The sequence below is a fragment of the Agarivorans sp. QJM3NY_25 genome (genome assembly GCF_050870875.2).
GTDB lineage: Bacteria > Pseudomonadota > Gammaproteobacteria > Enterobacterales > Celerinatantimonadaceae > Agarivorans.
Genome location: NZ_CP194041.2, coordinates 2952496 through 2975541, shown reverse-complemented (window position 1 = coordinate 2975541; position 23046 = coordinate 2952496). Strand labels below are relative to the sequence as shown.

Here is a 23046-nt window from a genome sequence, read left to right as displayed (position 1 = left end):
ACGATAACTTACAAAGTGTTACCATAAATCGTGAGTATCATCTCCGTTTATTTAAGGCTATGTTTTGCTTCTTTGTAGCTTTGCCTTTGCCGCGTTAGTGACCGGTATGGACCTATTTGTGGCGCATCAATTTATTTTCTTTTTGGATGCCATGTGGGGGCTTGACGGCGGCCAAGAGATGTTATTCAAAATCATCTAACAGATTATTTTTTGTTTAAATTCAGGTGAATAGCGAGTGTCTTTGATTGTAATTATCGGTTACCATAATTCCTTTTTAATAAGACGCGCTTAGTCAATTCTGGCGTTAATGATTAAAAGGGATAAACATGAAAGTTGCGATGATTGGTTTGGGTGATATCGCCCAGAAAGCCTACCTACCGTTTATAACTCAATTAGCCAAGCTTGATTTAGTATTCTGCACCCGTAATACAGACACGCTCAAACAGTTGTCAAAAACCTTTCGGGTGGCGGAGTATTGTCAGGATTATCGAGAGTTGCCTCGTTTTCAGGTCGATGCGGTGATGATCCATGCTGCGACTCCGGCACATGCTCAAATCGCGACTTTTTTTTTAAAACAGGGCATTCCAACCTTCGTTGATAAGCCATTGAGTGACAGTGCCATCGAAGTGGAACAGCTCTATGAGCTAGCAGCCCAAAAGAGACTGCCACTTTATTTGGGGTTTAATCGGCGTCATGTTCCTTTGTTTAACCAATATATTCCGGAACTCGCTCAAGCTAATATTGGCAGTTTGCAGGCCTTGCGTTGGGAAAAAAATCGTCATCACCTACCGGGCGAGATCCGCAGCTTTATTTTTGATGATTTCATTCACCCGCTTGATAGTGTCAACCTTGCCGCCAAGGCTGATCTGGATGATGTCTATCTGACTTGGCAAATGCAGGGCGAGCAGTTAGCTCGGATTGATGTGCAATGGCAAACTGGGGCGTGTTTATTCCATGCTTCGATGAATCGCCAGTTTGGTCAAACTTCGGAACGGCTGACCGCTTGTTATGAAGATCGCGCATTCGAATTTGATTCCTTTGCCGAAGGCAAATATTGGCAAAACAATATCGAGACTAAACTGATGCAAAAGGACTGGGTGCCAATGCTTGAGAGTAAAGGTTTTACTGCGATGGTCGACGATTGGTTGACTGTGGTTGCCAAGGGGCAACTTTCTTCTGCCATTATCGAAAGAAATATTGCGACTCACCGTCTCGCAGATCGCTTGTGTGAAAAGTTGAGTCTTAAAAACTGTGACTGATTCGAATTAAACATCATTGAAGGAAGGCCTTGCTCTGGTCATTGGTCTCCCTGTTAACTTTATTAGGCTAAATATTGGAAATAGTATTGGTTCGTCATGGAAAGCCCAGTGCTGCAGTTTACCCGAAACTCTCTGCGGCTGGCTTTGTGGCTTGGGTGAGAAAATACCATCACTCAGGATTGCTGGTTGATAGTCTGCCGCCACAACAGCTAAAGTCACAGCTTGAGTCGCATTATGTGGTTGGTAGTGATCTTAAACGAGCCGTGGAATCGGCGATTCGTTGTACAGACCAACCTCCCAAAACCTATAAACTCTTTAGGGAAATGGAAATTCCTCGCTATAAACTGCCGTTTACAATCAAAGCAAATTATTGGCTTTATCTAAACCGCTTGTTATGGACGATAGGGTTTAAGGGGCCTTTCGAATCTTATACCGAAGCGAAACAGCGCGCTTATTTGGCCGCTGAGTTGGTCATATGTTTAGCCGAAGAGCATCAAAAGGTGGCAGTGTTTGGTCACGGTTACTTACAATTTTTTATGCGTAAGCAGCTGGTTAAACGCGGCTGGAAGTTGCAGGCAAGCAGCTCTTCTCATTGGGGGCTGAGTCGCTTAACCGCTCCCAATGATGCCAGAGCAAATCACCAGTGAGAATTTGGCTCGTTTAAGCACGCTTATCGCTTGACTCATTATTTCGAATGCGTGCCGCGAGGCCCTGTCTGTTCAGCTTGTTGACTGCTCTCTTGGGCAGCTTTAGATGCTCACGATGAGCGTAACGCTGCCATTAGGTTTGCGATTTTGTTAGCGTATCAGTAGCAAGTTACGGGTATCGGCTAGCGTTTCAAACAAATGGCGTTTGCTGGGTGAATAATAGAGCGCCTTGAGTCGAGCGCCGATGGCCAGTAGTCGTTGTTGTTCATCGTTATAAAGTTCGGCTTCAGCGGTGGCAATCCGCGCTTTGGCTTGACTTAAAACAGAAAGGGTATTGCTTGCAAAGTTGGCCGCATAACGTTGGTAAATGATGTTCATTGCTTTTAAGCGCTGCTCACTTTTACTACTTTCTGAACCATCGCGCATTAGGTAATGGCAATCGCAGTGATTACTGACCGCGACTGGACCATGTAAGGCTAATTTTAACCATAGATCCCAATCCTCGGCTGAAGGTAAATGTTCATCAAAAGCGAAACAGCGGCGTAAGGCTGAGCGTGAGGCCATCACTGTGGAGGTTCCCACCACATTCTCAGCAAATAGGCTTGCGGCGGCATCGTTCTTAATGCGATAGCCTAGCGTTTGTTGTCGTTGATCTTGGTAATTTGGCCAAAATTCGAAACAGGTGCCACGGTCTTCTCCCTTGGGCCCAATGTGGCGATAATCGGTAAAGCTAAAACTTAACTCTGGATGCGCCTGATGAAAAGCAATTTGACGTTGCAACTTGCCTTCCAACCACCAATCATCCGCGTCAAGAAAGGCAATTAGTGGTGCTTTCGCCGCATCAATGGCCACGTTTCTGGCATGAGCGGGGCCATTGCCCTGCTGTTTAATACAGACTAAGTTGCTGAGCGTCGCTTGCTGGCTTTGCAACCACTGCCAGGTGCCGTCGTTAGAGTTGTCATCCACTACGATGATCTCAAGATCTGTAATGGCTTGCAGTTGAACACTGATGAGCGCCTGTTTTAAATAGGTTAAGCAGTTGTAGCTGGGAATGATCACCGAACATATAGGCTGCGCGAAATTGGCTTGAACAAAGTGCTTAGCTGAAGGCATGTTGTTGTCCTTGGTACTGAGTTTGCTTATAGCTTGGTATAAGCATGACTTATGCCATAGAGAGAAGTGTGATGTTTTCAGAGTCTCCAAGCCGTACCCCGTGTCCTCGTCATGTGAGCCAGTTATTGCTTGGTTGCATGGTTTGCCTATTACTGGGATTGGTATGGATAAAATTTTCTAACCCACTGATCCCCATAATATTATCTTTGATTCCTGTGGTGGTGGTAGTGGTCATTCGCCAGCCATTTTGGGTCGTGTTGGGCTTCGTTTGTTTCTCTTTTTTCCGCTTACATGAGGCTTTTCCTGCGCTCTACGCATTACGCATTCCGCAGCTTTTGGCGCTTGCTTCTTTGGCCAGTTTAGCTTGGCATTTAGCTTTGTCTCGCAAATTGCAAATCTATTGGAGTCGCGAATTGAGCTGGTTATTGGCCTTTATATTGTTGTGTGCCATTGGGGTTATTTTTGCCAGTAGCCGACCCGTTGCGATGGCCTATTTTAATGGGGTCTTTAGTAAAATCGGTTTGATGACGGTGGCGATTGCTTGGTTGTTACGTCGACCTGAAGACATCGTTAAAGCGGCTATTGCCTTCTTCTGCTGTGGTTTGTTGATCTCGATAGTTGCTTTGCAAAATGCCGCCGCGGGTGTCGAAATGGTGGAGGGGACTCGCGTTACCATTGGTCGCTCAATGGGCTCGGTGCTGGGAGATCCCAATGATTTAGCCTTAACGCTGTTGTTTCCTTTAGGTTTTGCCATGGCTTTCAGTTTAAAACGTGGAAATTGGCTGCTACGGCTATTGGCTATTGCCAGCATGCTGGCGCTCATCATGGCAATCTTGGCCACCCAGAGTCGTGGCGGCTTGCTGGGGATCGCAACCATTAGTGCTGTATTTGCTTGGCGTAGAGTGAAGAATAAGCTGTTGCTGCTGTGTTTGGGGGGATGTGCGATGGCAATTTTATTTGTATTGGCGGGGGTGTCTGAGCGAAGTTCTGGTGGCGCGGCGGAGTCGGGGATTGATGAATCGTCAATGGGGCGGATCTATGCCTGGCAAGCAGCCTTTAAGATGGCGCTGTATAATCCGATCACTGGTGTGGGGATTGATAATTTTTATGCTAATTATTACTTCTTTTCAAATCACTGGGACGGTAAAAATCATGCGGTTCATAGCACTTGGTTTGGCGTATTGGCCGAAACGGGCTTCTTGGGATTTGCGGTTTTTTGTACGCTCATCCTTAAGATCTGCCGTTTGGCGCAGCGTAATCTGCAGCAATTGAGTGCCTGTATTGAGCCGCGAAACTTGGGTCTGCAGGCTTGTGCTGAAGGAGTATTAGCCGGATTGTTGGGCACTATTGTATCGGGTACTTTCTTAACCCAAGGGTTTACCTGGCCTGTGTATATTTTCACTGGCTTGGTGGTGGCCATGGCGCAATTACTTAGACAAGCTTTGCAGAATGCAAAATCCAGCTAGAGACAAATCCTATGACTACATTTATCTAACCTAACTCACTGAATTAAATGCCTAATACGTTATTGGTCCGGCTTTTGCTCTATTCCTTGTTATGACCCGTTGATTATTTCTGCAGTGACTGGGCAAGGTGGCGCTGCGGTAAAGAGGATAGGCTTATGTATAACGTATCGATTATTGTCCCTGTCTATAAATCAGAACAATACTTGGCGACCTGTCTTAGCTCGTTAGCCAACCAAAGCTTGGCGCACATTGAGGTAATAGTGGTTATCGATGGCTCGCCAGATAACTGTGCCGCGATTGCTGGTGAATTTTGCTTAGCGTATCCAGAACGCTTTCGAAAGATTGTATTAGAGCAAAATGTGGGGGTATCGATGGCGCGAAATATTGCCATGCAATCAGCCCAAGGTGAATTCATTGGTTTTGTCGATAGCGACGACTATGTTGAGGCCAATATGTTTGAACTGATGTTCTGTAAGGCTTTGCAAAGTCAGGCTGATGTGGTCAGTTGCCAGATGCGCAGCTTTGAGGTGAATGATAACCACACCTTTTACCAGCTATTACCGACCCAAGAATATTATGACGATACCTATGTCACTAATAAGTTATTTCGACGAGCTTACCTTGTTTCAAAACAGATTAACTTTTATAGCAATGTAATTTTTGAAGATGAGCCCTTCGCATATACCGCGCGCTTTGCCACTGAGCATATCGCTCAGGTGAAGCAAGCACTCTATAACTATCGGATGAGTCCTCAAGGCTTGTGCCGAGGTGATAACCATGGCCGTTTTAACCTTTATGATAAGCAGTTGATGTTGGCTAGATTTCTAGCCGACATGGAGCGGCGTGGGGCGATAGCCGGCCACGCAGAGGATTTGCTGCGTTGCTTAGCCAACCATGCCCTCAGTGCCTTGTACTATAAGATATCGGCGATCGACCTGGTGGGATTTTTCAGTTTTATTGACCATTTGGTAGAGAAGTACAAGCTGCTGAGTTTGTGTATTTCGATACCGCAAGATTACAAAGTGAGTCGTTATTTAAAATTTCGAGGCTCTGCTTTGAGGATTGCTTTGCTGAGTTACTGGGTGAAAAGTCGCGAAGCAAAACAGCACTTTGTCGATAGCTTACAACTTGCGCAATTTATGCCTCAGGGAGTGAAATAATGCCAGTACTTACCAGCTCTGCGCCGATGGTATCGGTGATTGTTCCGGTGTTTAATACCGAAGCTTATTTGTGGCAATGTTTAAATAGTTTAAGTGAACAAATCCTCCAATCTATAGAAGTGATAGTGGTGATTGACGCCTCACCTGACGATTCCTATCAGTTGGTTCGAAAGTTTAGTGCGCAAAGTTCATTGGCGATCACCTTGCTTAATTTAAAAAGCAATGTTGGATTGGCACAAGCAAGAAATATGGGGATCAAACATGCCCAAGGTCGTTATTTGGCTTTTGTCGATAGCGATGACTTTGTTGCCAAAGCAATGTATGCAGATTTATTACAGCAGGCTTTGGCTCAGGATGCAGACTGGGTGAGCTGTGGTTTTACTAAGTTTTCTGAGCAACATGTAGAGCAGTACCAGCATCGTGAAATTATTGAAAATACTTCAGTGTGCAATAAGCTATTTAAGCGTCAGTTTGTATTACAACACGCGCTTGAATTTCCGGTAGGAGAGTGGTTTGAAGATGAAATATTTTCTTATATGGCGGAAATATTAGCCACCAAGGTGTGTCATGTTGAGCAGCCTCATTACCACTATCGACATAACCCTCAAGGAATCTGCCGCAAGCCGGGTGCCGATAAACAAAGGTTGCACGCGCGAATGTGCTCCATTGCTGATTTTATGCAGCGGATCGAACTGGCCAACTTAACTACGGTGGCTGCGCCGCTCTGTTTACAAATGCTCTGTCGGCATGCTTTTTTACAGCTGCGCACCGACGTGAGTTGGAGTGATTTGCTGTGTTACTGGCGCTTCACCCGCCATTTGATCGATAAATACCGCTTGATGAACGCCTTTGAGCCAATGGCTAAAGATTATTTTGTTGCCAGTTATATCAAATGGCATAAGCGAGAATGGGCTTTGTGGTTGTTGCGTCTTCGAGCGGGGAAGGCCAACTATGCTGTGGAATAAATTGCTTGCGCTGAAACAGTCCACTCAAGAAATGGGCATCTATGGCTTATTGATGTTGTTACAAAAGGGAGCTGGTCTGATGATGTTACCAGTGACTACCCATTATTTGAGCTTGGCTGAGTATGGTTTGTTAGAGAGCTTAGTGGTGATTTTTTCCTTATGCTCCTTGTTGGAAATTAGCGCTGGTGCATTGCCTCGTTTTTACCCAGATTGCGAGGATGATGCTGGTCGTCAACGTTTGTTGTCGTCGTCAGTACTACTCAGCCTCTGTTATGGCTTGGTATTAGCCTGTTTAACCGTGAGCCTGCTGGCTCATCTACCATTTGCTATTTTTGATACACTCGTTACGGCGCAGTGGTGTTTGATTGCAGCAGTCATTACCTTTTCTATTGGACTGCAGCCTCTGATGATTTGGTTGCGTATTGAAATGCGCGCCGTGAGCTACTTTTATTTAGTTATTTGCCAAACGGCTGCACAAGTGCTGATCACCTTCTGGGGATTGAAACACGGTTGGGGAATCGATTCGGTGCTCATCGCCAGTGCTTGCGCTAATGCTTTGGGTTTAGCGATTGGGCTAGGCTGCTGTCGAGCGCAGCTCAAACTGAAATTAGACTTTTTTTTGGTGAAACAAACCCTAACTTATCAAGTGTGTTTAATTGGTGCGTCGTTATCACTGTTTGTGATGCATGGCCTAGATCGCTTATTACTGGCCGAGTGGCTAGGGAGTGAGACCTTAGCCCGTTATGCGATTATGATTAAAGTGGTGGAGGCCACCGCACTCGGGTTTGGTATTGTAGAAAGTTGGTGGTTACCCCGTCGTTTTAAGGTTTTAAAGAAACAAAATGGGCCGCAACAAGTATTACAAATTCATCAGCGCTTGCTATTGATTATTTTCAGCTTGCTATTATTAGCCATGATTTTTGCTCCACCGCTGTTACCCTGGGTTTTACCCAGCGATTATTTGCAGGGACTGATTTGGTTGCCGTTAATGCTGCTGGCGTTGGGTTTTAAACTTGCGACCTCGGTGACCGATATCGGATGTTATTTACCGAATAGTCCGGTTTGGTTACCACGCATTAATGCATTAGCCGCGGTGTTTGCCTTGGTTCTGTATTATTGTTTGATCCCTCGTTGGGGAGTATGGGGTCTAGTGGTTGCTAGCAATTTGGTGTTTGCCGCGCGATTCATCCTGTTCACTTGGGTCAGTTTACGCTTACAGCCGCTCGCTTATCCCTTAGCTCGTTTATTGTTTAGCTTTATACCTCCTTTATTTGTATTCGTGTTATTGCCATTTGTCGCGGGCTCACTATGGTTTTACCTGTTACCTCATTTGGCCTTATTCTGGTTATTTGTGGCCAGTACCCGTCTAATAAGCCTACGTGCAAGGACTTTGGTTTGTGATTAGAAGCTCTTGACCTCTTGTGGCTGATGTTCGTTATTGAATTCTACATTTTTATCGCCTGAGCGCGTTTTGCTGATGGTTTGCAAGCTTGGGCTTGGGATGAGCGAGATCTCGCTGGTTTGTGCACCCATCCGCCTAATTCCGCGGGTCTTTAAAGGAGGATTTTCATTTTGCAAAAATCACTAGAATAATCATATAACCATCTGTATCTAAAGGTTTATTTTTTTGGCATGGTAGCTGCAACAACCATCTATAGAAACGCAAAATGCAATATTGCCGATGGGGAAAACAGCATGACAACGACTTATATACAACGCACCAAGCTTTGGCTCAAGCAAGGAGAATCGCCAGTTGCGAGGCTGCTATTTCGAGTCTTAAAGGCTTTCCGTTTATTTCAATTGCCTAAAGTGCCATTGCTATTTAGCGGTTTATATCGTCTGCATACCAGCTTAAGCGCGCTGTTGCAGGCTTGTGTTCGAGTGTGTTGGTGGACACCACTATTTAGAAGTAAAACGCAGGGGCCGTCTCAAGCGCTGTATCTATATGGCGGAATGCCGCTGCTCAGTGAAGGTTTGCAGGTGAGTTTGGGCAATCATTGTCGGATCTCGGGAGCCAGCACCTTTAGTGGGCGTTGCACTGCAGGACAAACGCCGCAACTCATCATTGCTAACAATGTGGATGTGGGATGGCAAACCACCATTGCGGTTGGAAGAGTTGTGAGCTTGGGTAATAACGTGCGGATCGCTGGACGTTGTTTTATCGCGGGCTATCCGGGCCATCCGCTTAATGCTAAAAAGCGGGCTCAGGGTTTGGCTGAAGAGGCCAGTCAAGTTGGCGACGTGATCTTGGAAGATGATGTTTGGCTCGCCACTGGTGTTTCGGTCATGGCGGGGGTGAGTATTGGCCGCGGTACCGTGGTTGCAGCAGGGAGTGTGGTGACCAAGAGTTTGCCAGCGAATGTGCTTGCGGCAGGGGTACCTGCCAAAGTGATTAAATCATTAGAGGAGTACTCATCATGAAACGCGACCTTATTGTATTTGGTGAAGACTGGCAGCGTCATCCAAGCAGCAGTCAGCATGTGATCACGGAGCTGGCCAAAGACCATCGTATTTTGTGGATTAATTCTATTGGTTTACGTCGCCCTCGTTTAAGCTGGCGAGATCTAAAACGATTGTTCGAGAAGGCTAAATCGATGCTGGGGAATCGTTATTCTCAGCATCAGGGCCAGCTTGGCAAGGCTGCAACGGGGGTCGTTAAACCGTCCAACATTCATGTGATGTCGCCAATTGCTTTTCCAGCGCCTCGTTCAACTTTGTTTCGTTGGATTAACCGCTGTTTATTAAAGGCGCAGGTCGCTCGGCAAGTGAGGCGGATCGGGATCAAGCATCCCGACCTTTGGCTGGCCCTGCCCACTGCCGTCGATCTCTTAGGTCACTTAAATGAGCAGCAAGTTATTTATTATTGTGGCGATGACTTTAGCGCCTTAGCTGGGGTTGACCATCAGCATGTGAGTCGCTGCGAACAACAGTTAGTCGCTAAAGCGGATCATGTATTGGTGGCTAGCGAAATGCTCAGAGCCAAATTTTCAAAAGACGCTAAGTTTGCTGCAAAAACGAGAATGCTGGCCCACGGCGTGGATTATCAATTATTTGTACATCCATCCAACCCTGCACCCGCGCTCGTTAAAGAAGCGCGCCCAGTTGCCGGATTTTATGGCAGTATCGCAGCTTGGTTAGATATACAGCTGATTGTAAAAGTTGCCAAGGCCCTACCACAGTGGCGTTTCATCTTTATTGGCGATGTGCAAACCGATATATCGGCCTTTAAAGCGCTCCCCAATATTGAAGTGCATGCAGCGGTGCCACATGAGCAGTTGCCATGTTATGTCCAGCATTGGCAGGTTTCTTGGTTACCCTTTCGCAACTGTAAGCAAATTGCTGCTTGTGATCCGCTTAAATTGCGTGAATATTTAGCGGCGGGTCGGCCGATAGTGAGTACGCCTTTCCCGGCACTTAAGCCCTACTTGGGGATGGTGACTCAAGCGAAGGAGGTCCATCAAATTGTGCGAGCACTGGAAGATAGCTTACAAACGCCAATGGCTTTGCAGCGCCGACGTACCTCTTTTCAGCGGATGTATGTACGCTCCGAGAGTTGGTATGAAAGAGCTCAGCAGGTGAATCAGTTATTGTCCTGTTAAATTGCTAAAACTGAGTAGAAGCAGCCTGGCTTTGAGCTTGTTAAACGAATCCAATACCTGACTGCTTATTGCTGATTTTGTGGGGGGAGTTGATGTTTAGTCGAGACGTAAACGCTGGGGTCGCAATAAACTCTCCGCCACAAGCTGGGTGGATAAGTCCAGTCGCAATAGCTGGCTCATCATGGTGAAGCCAATAATGCTTTGTAATATTGATTGACGAAGAGATTGTGTTGAGATCTAAAGATCCACAATTTTCACATTTAGCTCGATAGGCGTGTTGTTTTGACATGTCCAGTTCGGCGGCTAGGGTGAGTAGCATTTCAACACGGTTTCTTCTGGTTTGACGTAACTTCCTATTAAAGAGACGTTGCCAATAATTGGTCTTTAGCGTTTGTTCTAAGATAGAGACTTGCTGCACCAGGCTCGCCATGTCTTCAACGATGGCATCAATATCTCGAAACTTTTCGGCGTTTACTAAATGATTGCACTGTTGGCACCAGCCTAGGGTTTTTCGCAGAGGTATCGCTAAACCATGATGTAAATAAACTCGCCAAGTATTGACTTCCTTTGAGTGGGTGCAGCAATCACAGCGATTACATTGAATACGAGTTACAGCGAATGGCATTGAGCCTCCTAATTTATTGATATTTTTAATTGTGGTTTAAGTTTTGAATTTTGGGAATAGCGATAAGCTATTAATTCGCGACTTTGTTTGTTCGAGGCTGGGGATTGCTATAATATTTTCAAAAAACGCTGGAGAGAGAAAATGGCCAATATTCCAAATAATTATGCGAAGCTAGAACAGGGTTATCGAGAGAAAGCACTGAAATTGTTCCCATGGGTCTGTGGACGATGTGCACGCGAATTTCCTTATTCAAATTTACGAGAGCTCACCGTTCACCATATCGATCATGATCATACTCATAATCCCAACGATGGCTCAAATTGGGAGTTGTTATGTTTATATTGCCATGACCATGAGCATTCTAAATACACTGAAGCCGCACAATACGGTTCTAGCGTGGAAGCGGGCAGTGATCTAAAACAGGATTTGGCGACCAGTAATCCTTTCGCGAGTTTAAAGGCCATGATGGACCAGAAAAAGTAAGGTCAAGGCGAATTGAATGCTCAGATCTGTTCATTCCGAATTTAACTAGCAATGGCTTCCAACTAAATTTGAGATAATTCGTCGCGCTGAATGAAGCCCTAAGGGCCTGCTTAGCGTTAACTTTTCGGATCATAATCGGTGCTTGCTTGGTCAGCTTAGCTTGATAAAAATTTTATATAGAATGTTGAGATAAGAATTTTGAATTGCATTTGATTGTAAAGTGCTTCTAATGCGCATTATTGCTGGTTTAACGGTGTTATATATCACCATAAGCCTCTTGGTTTGCCCTTCAAGTTGAGGTATTGCTAGGTTAGATAACAAATTTGCGTTGGCTATAAGGGCGGCTATGCTCAGTATTGGGCAGCGGAGAGTTAAACATTACGAAAATAGGCTAAATGCGGTATTTAAGGGGGCGAAAATGATAGTTCTGGAGTCATTTGTCGCTTTAAGGCTTAATTTGTCAGTTTTTTTTTAAGAAATTTCGCAATAAATCGCTCAAATACAGTTCACCCTCTCGCCTTGTGCGACAGTAGTGGTATACTCCCCGCCGAATTTGAAAAACAATTGATTAGAGTTGAACAATGGCTGATTTATCAAAATATAGAAATATTGGTATCTTTGCTCACGTTGATGCGGGTAAAACTACCACAACTGAGCGTATCCTAAAACTAACTGGCCAGATCCACAAAACTGGTGAAGTGCATGATGGTGAATCTACCACTGACTTCATGGAACAGGAAGCTGAGCGTGGTATTACCATTCAGTCTGCTGCAGTAAGTTGTTTCTGGAACGATCACCGCTTCAACGTTATTGACACTCCTGGACACGTTGACTTCACCGTTGAAGTATACCGTTCACTTAAAGTGCTTGATGGCGGTATCGGTGTATTCTGTGGTTCTGGTGGGGTAGAACCTCAGTCAGAAACTAACTGGCGTTATGCGAACGAATCTGAAGTTGCACGTATTATTTTCGTGAACAAACTAGACCGTATGGGTGCTGACTTCTACCGTGTTGTTAAGCAAACTCAAGACGTACTTGCGGCGAACCCGTTAGTCATGGTTTTACCGATCGGTATTGAAGATGACTTTACTGGTGTTGTTGACCTACTGAGCCGTAAAGCTTACATCTGGGATGACACTGGTCTTCCAGAAAACTACGAAATCACTGATATTCCAGAAGACATGCTTGAGAAAGTTGAAGAATATCGTGAAATGTTAGTTGAAACTGCGGTTGAGCAAGATGACGATCTAATGGAAGCTTACATGGAAGGTGAAGAGCCGACTATTGAGCAACTTAAGATGTGTATCCGCAAGGGTACGCGTACCATGGATTTCTTCCCAACTTACTGTGGTTCCGCTTTCAAAAACAAAGGTATTCAGTTAGTTCTTGATGCGGTTGTTGATTACTTGCCAAATCCAACTGAAGTTGATCCTCAACCTTTGATGGACGAAGAAGGCGAAGAAACCGGTAAACACGCAATTGTTGCTGCCGATGAAACCTTCAAAGCTTTAGCATTCAAAATTATGGATGACCGCTTCGGTGCATTAACCTTCGTGCGTATTTACTCAGGTAAATTAAACAAAGGCGACACCATCCTTAACTCGTTCACTGGTAAAACTGAACGTGTTGGCCGTATGGTTGAAATGCAAGCCGATGACCGAAACGAACTTACTTCAGCTCAAGCTGGTGATATTATCGCCATCGTGGGTATGAAAAATGTTCAAACGGGTCATACCTTATGTGATCCTAAAGACCCATGTACTTTAGAACCAATGGTATTCCCAGTCCCTGTGATTTCGATTGCGGTTGCACCGAAAGATAAAGGTTCAACTGAGAAAATGGGTATTGCTATCGGTAAAATGGTTGCTGAAGATCCATCGTTCCAAGTTGAAACTGACGAAGATTCAGGTGAGACCATCCTTAAAGGTATGGGCGAACTTCACTTAGATATTAAAGTTGATATCTTGAAGCGTACCTACGGTGTAGACCTATCTGTTGGTCAACCACAGGTTGCTTACCGTGAAACGATTACTCAAGCAATTGAAGATAGCTATACGCATAAGAAACAGTCTGGTGGTTCTGGTCAATTTGGTAAAATTGATTACCGTATTAAGCCTGGCGAAGTTGGTTCTGGTTTCACCTTCACCTCTTCGGTTGTTGGTGGTAACGTTCCTAAAGAATTCTGGCCTGCAGTTCAGAAAGGTTTCCAAAGCATGATGGAAACAGGCCCATTAGCTGGCTTCCCATTACTTGATATGGAAGTTGAGCTTTATGATGGTGCTTTCCACGCCGTGGATTCATCAGCAATTGCTTTTGAAATCGCAGCGAAAGGCGCTTACCGTCAATCTGTGCCAAAAGCGGGTCCTCAATTACTTGAGCCGATCATGAAAGTTGACGTATTCTCTCCAGAAGATCACGTGGGTGATGTGATTGGTGATTTGAACCGTCGTCGTGGCATGATCAAAGACCAAGAAGCGGGTGTTACTGGCGTACGGATTAAAGCAGATGTTCCTCTCGCAGAAATGTTTGGTTACATTGGTTCACTACGTACCATGACTTCTGGTCGTGGTCAGTTCTCAATGGAATTCTCGCACTATGCACCGACACCACAAAACGTGGCTGAAACTGTAATTGCTGCAGAGAAAGAGAGACAAGCTAAGAAGTAAGCTAACTTTTTAGTACTAAGCCGCTCTTAAAGAGCGGCTTTTTTTTGTCTAAGATAAATATAATGAACGACCAAATTGTTACAGTTGTAGAATACTTATCTAATAAATAATCTGTTCATTCTTGCTGGTATAAATCACCGTTAACTGCGTGATGTATTTTGTAATTAGAGCCACTCGTTACTGTGTCTGATGCTTCGTTATCGGCAAATTTATTTCGCGCAACAAGTTGTTCATATGATCAATCAGATTGGTATAACCATAAGAATTTCTGTTGGCAATGTTGCCGTTTGCGCTTGCCTCACCATGCGCGCATTAATCAGCATAATCGATTTTAGAATTTAATTGAGCGGCGGCCGGTTTTGGCACTGGTTGCAATAACTGTTTGGTTTTGCTTCGGCGGAGTTGGAGTGGTAATACTTGATTGTTGTTGTGAGGGTTTAGCTTGCTCATCACAGACCACCACTAAATATTGACCGTTAAATTCGATGATGTCTCCAGCGTAGACTTTTTTTCGTTTACGTTGCTCTAATTCACCGTTTAGTCCTACATACCCTTCAGCGATGACCATCTTCGCTTCGCCACCACCATTGACCAAATTCCCAATTTTCAATACTTTGTATAGCTCGATAGGTTGTTGGCTAATCAGGACTTCAAGGGCTTCGACTTCAATTTCTTCCGTTGGTATACGTGATTCGGTCATCTTTTATTATCACTTAAGGGTTTTGCGTCAAAGTATGGCGATGCAAGTTGCGACGGTCAAGTGCAGTGATAAGTCGGTGTTTTGAAAGAAAACCTGAACTTAAGCTTTCTAGTTCATAGACCGATTCTTATAAATTAAAACAAGGGACTCTCGTGAAGCTAAATTTATTAGCCATATTTAGTCGATGTCGTTTATCTGTTGCGATAAATTGGCCTATTTTTTTGCTGATGAGCATTACACTGAAAGGCTGTGGTTGGATGCCCAAGGCATTGCAAACGCAGCAACAGTTTATTGATAATACGGTATTAGTCGATCCTGCCATCAAACATTATCAGCTAAAGGAAGATAACTTTAGTTTGAGTGTTCATAGTAATGGTGTCGCCCAACAGGCGGTTATGCTGTGGATCCATGGCACTCCTGGTTCGTGGGAAGATAGTGCTTATTTTATTAGCCAATCTCCTTTGCTCAGTAAAGTATTGGTGGTCAGTATTGATAGGCCGGGTTGGGGGCAGTCTCAATATTTGGATGTGGCTAAGCCGATCTCTGAGTTTTCACAGCAAGTTCATTATATTCGTCCGCTGATAAAGCAACTCAAGCAACAACACCCTGAATTGCCGCTGATTGTTGTGGGACATTCTTGGGGAGCCTCTTTGGCTCCTCTGTTAGCTAGCAGTAATGCTGAAGTCGATGGATTGTTGTTATTGGCTGGTGGTCTTAGTGCTGAACTAACTCAGCCGCGTTGGTATAATCGTTTTGCACGAAGTGGTGTTGGTCACTCGTTGTTAGGCCTTTTTGAGTTTGGTCAAGTGCTGAACCATTCGAATTTGGATATGTATGCCTTGGCAACTGGTTTACGCCATTCAGACCGCCTATTAGCGAGCTTAAAAATTCCTACCATTGTGGTTCAGGGTTCTAAAGATGATTTGGTTGATCCCAAAAATGCTGATTTTGCCGAAAGTCATTTAAATCCGAAGTACAGCAAAGTACTTCGTTTAGCCGATCAGGGGCACTTGTTACAGATTGAGCAAGTGGCGCTGGTAAGCCGATGTGTGTTAGCGCTGGCAGCGCAACAATTGCAACAATGCCACTCTTAATTATTCGCCTTGGATTGTTCATCTGTTAAATAAGCTGATTATTTCGATGAATAAGATTTATTTGTGCCTCCAAGTCTGTCGCTCGCTTTCTGAGGCCTCGTTGTGAAAGGTCATGTTATGATTTCGCTCGGAAAATGAATGGTTAAGTCCTTAAAATCACCTAAAAGACGTACGGCCCTGACTTAACGGTAATTAATCACGCATATTGCTTGCTTAATTCTAGGTAGGTAAATATCATCAATTTTTTGTAAATTAAAAATTAGACTTTTGTGGGCATTTACTCTTAATGTTCTCAATAAATCGCTAAGTTGACCCTTATGGACAGTTTAAATGACTAGGAGTTGTCTCGTTGAAGTTACAGTATAGCGCATGTTATGTGCTTGGTTTGTTGACGGCCAGTGTGAGTGCTGTGGCTAATTCTCTTTCAAGTCTTGACTTAGAATCTTTAATGGACACAGACGTACAGGTGACGTCTGCAATGAAGCGCGCTCAATCAGCTTTTAGCACTGCTGCATCGATTTATGTTCTTCGCAAGCAAGATATTAGAGCCTCCGGAGCGGTTTCTGTCGCGGAATCGCTAAAGTTGGTTCCGGGGATACAAATAAGGCAGTTAGATAGTAATCAATGGGCGATTACTGCCCGTGGTGTTGCTGGCCGCTATACCAGTAAGTTATTGGTGATGGTCGATGGCCAGAGTGTTTATAATCCGATGTTCGCTGGCGTATATTGGGAAGCGTTGGATATCCCTCTGTATGATATTGAGCGCATTGAAGTTATTCGTGGTCAAGGTGGTTTATTGTGGGGAAATAACGCGGTTAATGGCGTGATTAATATCATTACCAAAAACAGTATTGATACACGAACGGCTTTGGTTCAGGTCAGTCGTGGTGATCAATTAAATTATGATGTTGATATGCGTTATGGTGACGACATTGGTAATGACGGGAGTTATCGAGTCTATGGCAGCATTCGCGATGCCGATACTTCTAAGCGTGGTTTAGATCTCACGGCGAATGATGATTCACAGCAGGGCTCCGCTGGTTTTCGCTTAGACATTGCTCCAAGTGATGATTTATCGATTTTGACTCAGTTTAGTTATACCCACACCAATATTGGACAAAATCTAAAAGCTTTGTCTCAAGAGGTGAACCAGAATACCTTTTATCAAGATCGTTTTAAACGTGATGATCTGCGCCTAATGGCTCGTTTAGAGCATCGCTTGTCGACCCGCTCTAATCAAATGTTACAGCTCTCTTGGGGACATCAAGATAGTCAGCAACTCTATTTGAATGAACATTTTAAGTCGCTCGATATTGACTACCAAATGAATTCTGCTTTTGGTGATCTGCAATTAGACTGGGGCTTGAACTATCGTAATAATGATTTGCCCTATGAAGAAAATTGGCTCATCAGTAATGATCGAGGAATAGATAATTTACGCTATTATGGAGCCTTCATTCAGGCTCAGTATGCTTTAGTGCCCAATCACTTGACGGTGATTTTTGGCAATAAATTGGAGCACAATAGCTTGACCGGTTGGGAGAATCAGCCTGCCGCTCGTTTGCTTTGGCAGCCGAGCGAGCAGCAAGTGGTTTGGGCTGCAGTTTCAAAAGCGGTACGGATCCCGTCTTTAACCGAATTCGATTCTGATTCTGCGGTGAACGGTAGTCGAGTGGCAGACTATTTTACCACTGGTATTGATGCGATTGATCAATATATGGTGCGCACTGTGCTCAATGGTAATCAATCGGTCCAACCCGAAAAGTCACGGTCTTACGAGCTAGGATATCGGTTTAGCAGACACAATTGGTCCTTTGATTTAGCTTTGTTCCACACCCAATCCAGAAATGTGATTGCAGTTACTCCGAATACTAACAGTATTGATATTGACAGTATTGCGAGTTTACTGGCTAGTGGGCAATTTGCAGAGGCGCAGCAGTTATTAACTGAGTCTCAGGTAGAGCTTGATATTGTGTCTAATGCGGATTTGAATACTAAAGGGGGAGAAGCGGTACTGTCATGGCGGCCGAATAGGCGCTTTAGAAGTGAATTTGGTTATAGTCAAATGGCATATCGTTATCGTTTGCAAGAGGGGACGAGTGAAGCGATTGGCTTTGATTCTGACAGCCGACAATTTTTTGTAAAGGCGGGTTGGCAGCTGTTTGAACAGCATTCGTTATTTGGTTTGTTTCGTTCATTGAAAAGTGAAGCCTACGGAACCGATGATTTCGATGCTCTTGATGTGACTTGGCATTGGCAGTTTTCCCCCCAGACTGGGTTATCTTTAAGTGGTAAAAACTTATTAGCCGGAGAGCACTTGGAATATAGAAATACTTCTGAAACATACACTCAACCACATTATATAGATAAAACAGTGGTGCTCAGATTGTCGGCTGAGTTCTAATCTAGATGGTTGCTGTTCTGGGTAAGCGTTGCCTGCTCACTTTGGTGTTGTTTTGTGGCTTGACTTTGTTTATGAATCAGGTTGAGGCCAGTGACACAGAAATCGCATTGAAAGCTGGCTTTACATTTAACTTTGCCCGATATAGCGAATGGTCGGGTCAAGCTGCGTTGCGCGGCTCGTTTCAGCTATGTAGTCCTGATTTGCATTTTGTAACGGTGGCTGAAGATGTCTTGGCGGGGCAAACTGTACATGGTCTTCCTATTACCGTCAGTCATGTCGAATTGGTTCATCAAGCGATGTCCCAATGTAACTTGCTATTTGTAAGTGCAGCTTACCGAGCACAATGGCAAGCACTCGATAAGCATTTATTTCGACATACCATGTTGGTCGGAGAAACCGCTGATTTTATTAAGTACGGTGGACATATCCGATTTTTTTTACTATCCGGTAAAATCCGCTTCGAAGTCGCTCCTGATGCACTCAAAGAGGTTGGTATTGTGATGAGTTCCAAAGTATTGAGGCTCAGTCGAGTTATCAGTGAGGGGGCTCAATGAGAGCTTTTTTTCTAATGAATACAATGAGTAAAAAACTGCTATTTATTCTAATGAGTATGGCAGTATTCTCAACTCTAATGGTCGCTGGGGTTTTTAGTGCTTATGAGTTGGTCAGCGCTAAGCGTGAGCAACAGCAGGGCTTACAAAACTTGGCTAATATTATCGCGCCGAACGTGACGGCAGCGTTGCTGTTTGATGACCAAGAGTCGATGCACGAATTAATTAAACCATTGTTGTTACGCAAAGATGTGGTTAAAGCTGAAATATTTGATTCACAGCAGCAGCTGATTGCGAGCGTGGTTAGTCCTGTAGACTCTGTTGCTTTAGAGCAGCAGCCCGGTGCGATTATCCGAACCTCTAGTTTATTGGTGATGGATGGACAAATTTATGGAGAGTTGAGCCTCTCGGCCAATCAGAGTTATATCGAGCAACGGATCATATTTTATGGTCAATTTTTAGTGGTTCTGCTGCTTATCACCTTTGGTTTAAGTTGGTTTTTTTCATTATTTTTGCAGCGCGGATTTTTACGGCCTTTATTACATTTGACCGATGTTGCCGAGCGAGTCACTTCGAGTAATGATTATAGTTTACGCGCGCAGCAATCCTCGGGGGATGAAGTCGCCAACTTGACCGAATGCTTTAACAGTATGTTAGAAACGATTGAGGCTCGGGACCGCAAGTTAGAAACTCAAGTGAAGGTACGCACTCAAGAGTTGGAAAGTGTCAACAACCAACTCTTGGAGTATGCCTATACCGATGGTTTAACTAGCTTACCTAATCGTCGATATTTTTATGAAAAAATTCAAGGTTTAGTCAAGAGCAATGTGAGTTTTTCTATTGTATTCATCGACTTAGATGGGTTTAAGGAAATAAACGATACTTTGGGCCATGATTATGGTGATATTTTGTTGGGCCAAGCAGGGCAACGAATACTACGTTGTGTGCGCGAACAGGATACAGTCGCTCGTTTAGGTGGAGATGAATTCACTATTGTTATTGAAGGGGTCAGTAATAAAGAACGGATAACAGGGATTGCAGAAACGGTATTAGAAGGTTTAGCGAAACGTTTTAATATTAAACACGAAGCTGTTTATGTGAGCGGTAGTATTGGGATCACTTTTTATCCGCAAGATGGCGATAGTGTAGAGCAATTAGTGAAACACGCCGATCAAGCGATGTATGTGTCTAAAAGTCGTGGTCGCAATTGTTATCAATTTTTCTCTTCAGAAATGCAAATTGAGGCGCAACAAAAACGTAAGTTGTTAGAGGAATTACGAACAGGCATAAACGAGCAGCAGTTTGAGTTATATTTTCAGCCGATTGTTGCCGTTAGCACCACTGGAAACACTGAGCGAGTTAGTAAAGCAGAGGCCTTATTACGCTGGAATCACCCTGAAAGAGGTTTGATTAGTCCTGGAGAATTTATTGCTGCTGCGGAAGATTCTGGTTTGATCCGAGAACTTAGTGCATGGGTGATGCACGAAACGGTTGCAACGATTAGCCTTTGGCGTCAGCAAGGGTATTTACCAATACAAATTAGTGTGAATACCTCACCATCGCAGTTTGATGACGGCGGTATTTGGATTGACGATTGGCTACGGGAAGTCAGAGCCTATGAGCTACCAGAACATAGTATTATGATTGAAATCACCGAAAATGTGCTGATGAAAACCAACGCTTCGATTAAGCAGCAACTGACGCTTTTACATCAACAAGGCATCGATGTGGCTATCGATGATTTTGGCGTTGGCTATTCTTCTTTGGCTTATCTACAGCAGTTGGATATTGATTTATTAAAAATAGACCGTTCATTCATTCAGCATCTAGAGAACAATAAAGATAGCGCAGCGTTGGTGAAGGGAATTATTACGATGGCCCACCATTTAGACTTGAAAGTGGTTGCTGAAGGGGTGGAATCAGAGTTGCAAAGGCAATATATTGCTGACGTTGGTTGCGATTATGGACAAGGTTACTTTATGTCAAGGCCGCTTCCTAAGCAGGCCTTTTACGAGCGTTATTTACAAGCAAAAACCTTGTAGATAACGCTATATTGGGGCGCTTAGCGTTCCCAATAAGCCTCTTCTAGGCTTTCTTCACGCTCCGGTAAACCACGGGATAGTCGAGGACTATCTTGGGCCAATACTTCATAGCTGACTCGGTTTGCGTATTTACAAATTTGCGCAAATGAGGAATAGCTTAAGGCTTGATAACGGTGTTTACTGGATTGTTGTACATTTGTACGATGAAAAACGTTAGCCGCCATATCATGTAGTAGTGCCGATAACGCCCCATCACCCGCACCATTGGTATTGGTTATTTTTTCGGGACCGCCCATAAATGGGGCTATGTGTGAATATACTTTGACTGCTTGTTGGCAATGTTGGCGCAACATGGGCCGAGAAAACTCATAGCGGTTGAATTCTGGAATAGAGCCGGGTAACAGGGTATGTGTGGTGCTACGTTTATGATTTTCGTCGGTATAACCGGCCATGAATAAACCACGGGACCCAGCGGTGCAAAGGATCAAATCACACCATTCTAAAGCGGTTTCGCAAGCCTGTAATATATCACTGTGTCCAGTTAAGGCTTCTGCTTCTTCTTCATTCATAGCCAATACAGTGACATGCTCTGCGATAAATTTTTGCCACCATTGAGGATCATCTTCAATTAAAAAGCGAGTGCCGAGCGTTAGTACCACTGGGACTTCGGCTTGATGTGCATATTCAATCGCTAACATTGCCGCATCAGTGATCGGATCATTCCCGGCTCGCATTAAATAAGCGGTTAAAGCTAAAGCGGCACCAGATTTAATTAGTTGTTCATCAATGTGCTGGGGACTGAGCTTATCCATGTCGCCTTTAGAGATGGCGAAAGTTCGCTCACCACATTCAGTGATGAGGGTAAAACAACGCCCAACAGGACCGGCAACAGGTTCTAAATGATTAAGATCGACGCGCGAAGAAGTGTTGCATAAGTAGCGGTAAGCGTAATCTCCAATGGTGATGTTCTTACTCATCACGCCAAACATCACTGACCTACCATCAGCTAAAGTAGAATAGTTGTGCAGTGTATTACCGATAGTACCACCAGCAAATTCAGCGCTAATCAGCTGAGCGTCTTGTAGCTCCTGATAGAGAAGACTCGCGGCCTCATCATCAATCAGCAAAGAATTTCCCTTCACTAAGTTATGGCGTTGAATGAAGTCTTCACTCACATGCGCCTCTATATCCACTAAGGTTTGATCGATGCCTGTAATGTGGGTATGTTGCGGGCGTTGCACCGGATCCAGCAAATTAGTTAAAGGGTCGCGAGACTCCACCGGAAAATAGTGTTTGGATTTACGTTGGCCAGGAAATTTCATGCAAAAGTCGCTTGTTTCAATAGTGCTTGTTTTAGCAGCTTAGCTGCTACCTTGTTGAGCGGCGGCGATTTTACCACAGGCTGTATGAAATGTGACTTTTTGAATTGATATACACCTCTTTGCGATGAAAATGAGGTGATTTCACCTTTTATTGATGTTCATCTGGCTCGAGTAAAGCTTGATACTGGCTTAAGGCAGGATGTGCCGAGGCTTGGCTCATTCGCTGATAATGCTGAATAGTCCTTAATAGATAACGTCGATGCTCGGGATTCGTTAGTTGCCACATCTGCTGACCGATTGGGCTAATGTTAAGGCCTGCAGTTGTGCTCACATGCAGCACTTCGTAACAGCGCCGTTTGTCTTCAATTAGATGTTCACTGAGTAATGCCAGTTTCTTCTTGGCTAAAAATTCGCGTAATTCGTATTGGTGATGGACTGGGCAAAGAATGAATTCTAGCGGCCGCTGTGGATGTTTCGATAAAATGCTATCAATCAGCTGGATGCACAATTCGCCGCCGACACCTGCAATGATAATCAGCTCCTTCGTTTGGCTTGGATGAGCCGCGCTTAATGGGAGCTCGCCAGCATCAATACAATGAACTAACCACTTAGGACTCGAATGAGACTTGTTGCACGGGAAAAATCGTTGTAATTGTTGTTCTAGTTGGGCGCTTATCGTGGAAACTTGATCGACGAAGTGCACCGTCCCGGCTATCTCCCGTTGTAGTAATTGGGCTCCCAGTTGTCCGTGATCGCAGCAGCAGTCCCATATATCACGGTAGTGCTGAGTGATCAGTTGGTCAATAAATGCTAAGCGGCGGTTGAGTTTCACGATAATCCCCTAAATAAACCACGCTATAGTATATTTCTAGCCTTTATTGGCAACTATTTTAGCCCACCACTCCTAGCTTGAAGCCAGTCTCTATTGCTTGCTTGGTTAAACCTCGTTA

At 44.4% G+C, this 23046-nt stretch carries 20 protein-coding genes; 15 read left to right on the top strand and 5 right to left on the bottom strand.

Annotated features, from left to right (window positions below):
• The first annotated feature begins 64 nt into the window (after positions 1 to 64).
• From ACRRSW_RS13620 to ACRRSW_RS13610, 3 genes are all read left to right on the top strand, one after another.
• A complete protein-coding gene (locus tag ACRRSW_RS13620) occupies positions 65 to 199 on the top strand; it encodes a hypothetical protein (protein ID WP_432459612.1) in 135 nt (44 codons plus the stop codon).
• Between the two features lie 127 nt (positions 200 to 326).
• Entirely contained in the window at positions 327 to 1259 is a 933-nt protein-coding gene (locus tag ACRRSW_RS13615) for a Gfo/Idh/MocA family protein (RefSeq protein ID WP_432459611.1), read from the top strand.
• A gap of 74 nt (positions 1260 to 1333) precedes the next feature.
• A complete protein-coding gene (locus tag ACRRSW_RS13610) occupies positions 1334 to 1906 on the top strand; it encodes a hypothetical protein (RefSeq protein ID WP_432459610.1) in 573 nt (190 codons plus the stop codon).
• Positions 1907 to 2056: 150 nt separating this feature from the next.
• On the opposite strand, the gene ACRRSW_RS13605 is transcribed toward ACRRSW_RS13610, so the two are convergent.
• Positions 2057 to 3019: a glycosyltransferase family 2 protein gene (locus tag ACRRSW_RS13605; protein WP_432452678.1), complete on the bottom strand. Its 963-nt coding sequence runs from the start codon at positions 3017 to 3019 to the stop codon at positions 2057 to 2059.
• Positions 3020 to 3063: 44 nt separating this feature from the next.
• Here ACRRSW_RS13605 and ACRRSW_RS13600 point away from each other — a divergent pair, with 44 nt between their 5' ends.
• From ACRRSW_RS13600 to ACRRSW_RS13575, 6 genes are all read left to right on the top strand, one after another.
• Positions 3064 to 4485, top strand: coding sequence for an O-antigen ligase family protein (locus tag ACRRSW_RS13600; RefSeq protein WP_432452679.1), 1422 nt, complete (start codon positions 3064 to 3066; stop codon positions 4483 to 4485).
• Between the two features lie 155 nt (positions 4486 to 4640).
• The gene (locus tag ACRRSW_RS13595) at positions 4641 to 5645 is read left to right on the top strand and encodes a glycosyltransferase family 2 protein (RefSeq protein ID WP_432452680.1); all 1005 of its coding nucleotides are present in this window, start codon (positions 4641 to 4643) and stop codon (positions 5643 to 5645) included.
• A complete protein-coding gene (locus ACRRSW_RS13590) occupies positions 5645 to 6610 on the top strand; it encodes a glycosyltransferase family 2 protein (protein ID WP_432459608.1) in 966 nt (321 codons plus the stop codon). Before ACRRSW_RS13595 ends, ACRRSW_RS13590 begins: the two co-directional genes overlap by 1 nt.
• Positions 6597 to 8015 carry a lipopolysaccharide biosynthesis protein gene (locus ACRRSW_RS13585; RefSeq protein ID WP_432459607.1) on the top strand — a complete coding sequence of 473 codons (1419 nt, stop codon included), beginning with the start codon at positions 6597 to 6599 and terminating at the stop codon, positions 8013 to 8015. The genes ACRRSW_RS13590 and ACRRSW_RS13585 overlap by 14 nt, the downstream gene beginning before the upstream one ends.
• Positions 8016 to 8305: 290 nt before the next feature.
• Positions 8306 to 9031, top strand: coding sequence for an acyltransferase (locus ACRRSW_RS13580; protein WP_432459606.1), 726 nt, complete (start codon positions 8306 to 8308; stop codon positions 9029 to 9031).
• On the top strand, positions 9028 to 10209 hold the full coding sequence (locus tag ACRRSW_RS13575) for a glycosyltransferase (protein WP_432459605.1): 1182 nt from the start codon (positions 9028 to 9030) through the stop codon (positions 10207 to 10209). Before ACRRSW_RS13580 ends, ACRRSW_RS13575 begins: the two co-directional genes overlap by 4 nt.
• Positions 10210 to 10249: 40 nt before the next feature.
• Here the strand turns inward: ACRRSW_RS13575 and ACRRSW_RS13570 are convergent, their stop codons facing one another.
• Positions 10250 to 10834: a hypothetical protein gene (locus ACRRSW_RS13570; protein WP_432459604.1), complete on the bottom strand. Its 585-nt coding sequence runs from the start codon at positions 10832 to 10834 to the stop codon at positions 10250 to 10252.
• A 141-nt stretch (positions 10835 to 10975) separates the two neighbouring features.
• On the opposite strand from ACRRSW_RS13570, the gene ACRRSW_RS13565 reads away from it, so the two are divergent.
• Positions 10976 to 11317 (top strand): YajD family HNH nuclease, encoded by a 342-nt coding sequence (locus tag ACRRSW_RS13565; protein WP_432452686.1) that lies wholly within the window; start codon positions 10976 to 10978, stop codon positions 11315 to 11317.
• 581 nt (positions 11318 to 11898) lie between these two features.
• Positions 11899 to 13983, top strand: coding sequence for an elongation factor G (gene fusA, locus ACRRSW_RS13560; protein WP_432459603.1), 2085 nt, complete (start codon positions 11899 to 11901; stop codon positions 13981 to 13983).
• A 331-nt stretch (positions 13984 to 14314) separates the two neighbouring features.
• On the opposite strand, the gene ACRRSW_RS13555 is transcribed toward fusA, so the two are convergent.
• Positions 14315 to 14683 (bottom strand): RNA-binding S4 domain-containing protein, encoded by a 369-nt coding sequence (locus ACRRSW_RS13555; protein ID WP_432459602.1) that lies wholly within the window; start codon positions 14681 to 14683, stop codon positions 14315 to 14317.
• A gap of 152 nt (positions 14684 to 14835) precedes the next feature.
• Between ACRRSW_RS13555 and ACRRSW_RS13550 the strand changes: the two genes are divergently transcribed.
• From ACRRSW_RS13550 to ACRRSW_RS13535, 4 genes are all read left to right on the top strand, one after another.
• Positions 14836 to 15777, top strand: a complete 942-nt coding sequence (locus tag ACRRSW_RS13550) for an alpha/beta fold hydrolase (RefSeq protein ID WP_432452689.1) — start codon at positions 14836 to 14838, stop codon at positions 15775 to 15777.
• Between the two features lie 349 nt (positions 15778 to 16126).
• A complete protein-coding gene (locus tag ACRRSW_RS13545; RefSeq protein ID WP_432459601.1) occupies positions 16127 to 18181 on the top strand; it encodes a TonB-dependent receptor plug domain-containing protein in 2055 nt (684 codons plus the stop codon).
• Positions 18182 to 18252: 71 nt separating this feature from the next.
• The gene (locus ACRRSW_RS13540; RefSeq protein WP_432459600.1) at positions 18253 to 18735 is read left to right on the top strand and encodes a YfiR family protein; all 483 of its coding nucleotides are present in this window, start codon (positions 18253 to 18255) and stop codon (positions 18733 to 18735) included.
• Between the two features lie 23 nt (positions 18736 to 18758).
• Positions 18759 to 20774, top strand: coding sequence for a putative bifunctional diguanylate cyclase/phosphodiesterase (locus ACRRSW_RS13535; RefSeq protein ID WP_432459599.1), 2016 nt, complete (start codon positions 18759 to 18761; stop codon positions 20772 to 20774).
• A 20-nt stretch (positions 20775 to 20794) separates the two neighbouring features.
• Here ACRRSW_RS13535 and ACRRSW_RS13530 read toward each other — a convergent pair whose 3' ends face one another.
• Complete coding sequence (locus ACRRSW_RS13530) at positions 20795 to 22096, bottom strand: inosine/guanosine kinase (protein WP_432452693.1); 1302 nt, start codon at positions 22094 to 22096, stop codon at positions 20795 to 20797.
• A 148-nt stretch (positions 22097 to 22244) separates the two neighbouring features.
• Positions 22245 to 22928: a tRNA (adenine(22)-N(1))-methyltransferase gene (locus ACRRSW_RS13525; protein ID WP_432459598.1), complete on the bottom strand. Its 684-nt coding sequence runs from the start codon at positions 22926 to 22928 to the stop codon at positions 22245 to 22247.
• Between the last annotated feature and the right edge of the window lie 118 nt (positions 22929 to 23046).

Bases quoted from the DNA above. Each gene is read 5' to 3' on its own strand.
- ACRRSW_RS13595 (WP_432452680.1), top strand. From the start codon at position 4,641: ATGTATAACGTATCGATTATTGTCCCTGTCTATAAATCAGAACAATAC.
- ACRRSW_RS13555 (WP_432459602.1), bottom strand. From the start codon at position 14,683: ATGACCGAATCACGTATACCAACGGAAGAAATTGAAGTCGAAGCCCTT.
- ACRRSW_RS13585 (WP_432459607.1), top strand. From the start codon at position 6,597: ATGCTGTGGAATAAATTGCTTGCGCTGAAACAGTCCACTCAAGAAATG.
- ACRRSW_RS13570 (WP_432459604.1), bottom strand. From the start codon at position 10,834: ATGCCATTCGCTGTAACTCGTATTCAATGTAATCGCTGTGATTGCTGC.
- ACRRSW_RS13575 (WP_432459605.1), top strand. From the start codon at position 9,028: ATGAAACGCGACCTTATTGTATTTGGTGAAGACTGGCAGCGTCATCCA.
- ACRRSW_RS13540 (WP_432459600.1), top strand. From the start codon at position 18,253: ATGAATCAGGTTGAGGCCAGTGACACAGAAATCGCATTGAAAGCTGGC.
- ACRRSW_RS13580 (WP_432459606.1), top strand. From the start codon at position 8,306: ATGACAACGACTTATATACAACGCACCAAGCTTTGGCTCAAGCAAGGA.
- ACRRSW_RS13535 (WP_432459599.1), top strand. From the start codon at position 18,759: ATGAGTAAAAAACTGCTATTTATTCTAATGAGTATGGCAGTATTCTCA.
- ACRRSW_RS13600 (WP_432452679.1), top strand. From the start codon at position 3,064: ATGACTTATGCCATAGAGAGAAGTGTGATGTTTTCAGAGTCTCCAAGC.
- ACRRSW_RS13590 (WP_432459608.1), top strand. From the start codon at position 5,645: ATGCCAGTACTTACCAGCTCTGCGCCGATGGTATCGGTGATTGTTCCG.
- ACRRSW_RS13605 (WP_432452678.1), bottom strand. From the start codon at position 3,019: ATGCCTTCAGCTAAGCACTTTGTTCAAGCCAATTTCGCGCAGCCTATA.
- ACRRSW_RS13530 (WP_432452693.1), bottom strand. From the start codon at position 22,096: ATGAAATTTCCTGGCCAACGTAAATCCAAACACTATTTTCCGGTGGAG.
- ACRRSW_RS13565 (WP_432452686.1), top strand. From the start codon at position 10,976: ATGGCCAATATTCCAAATAATTATGCGAAGCTAGAACAGGGTTATCGA.
- ACRRSW_RS13615 (WP_432459611.1), top strand. From the start codon at position 327: ATGAAAGTTGCGATGATTGGTTTGGGTGATATCGCCCAGAAAGCCTAC.
- fusA (WP_432459603.1), top strand. From the start codon at position 11,899: ATGGCTGATTTATCAAAATATAGAAATATTGGTATCTTTGCTCACGTT.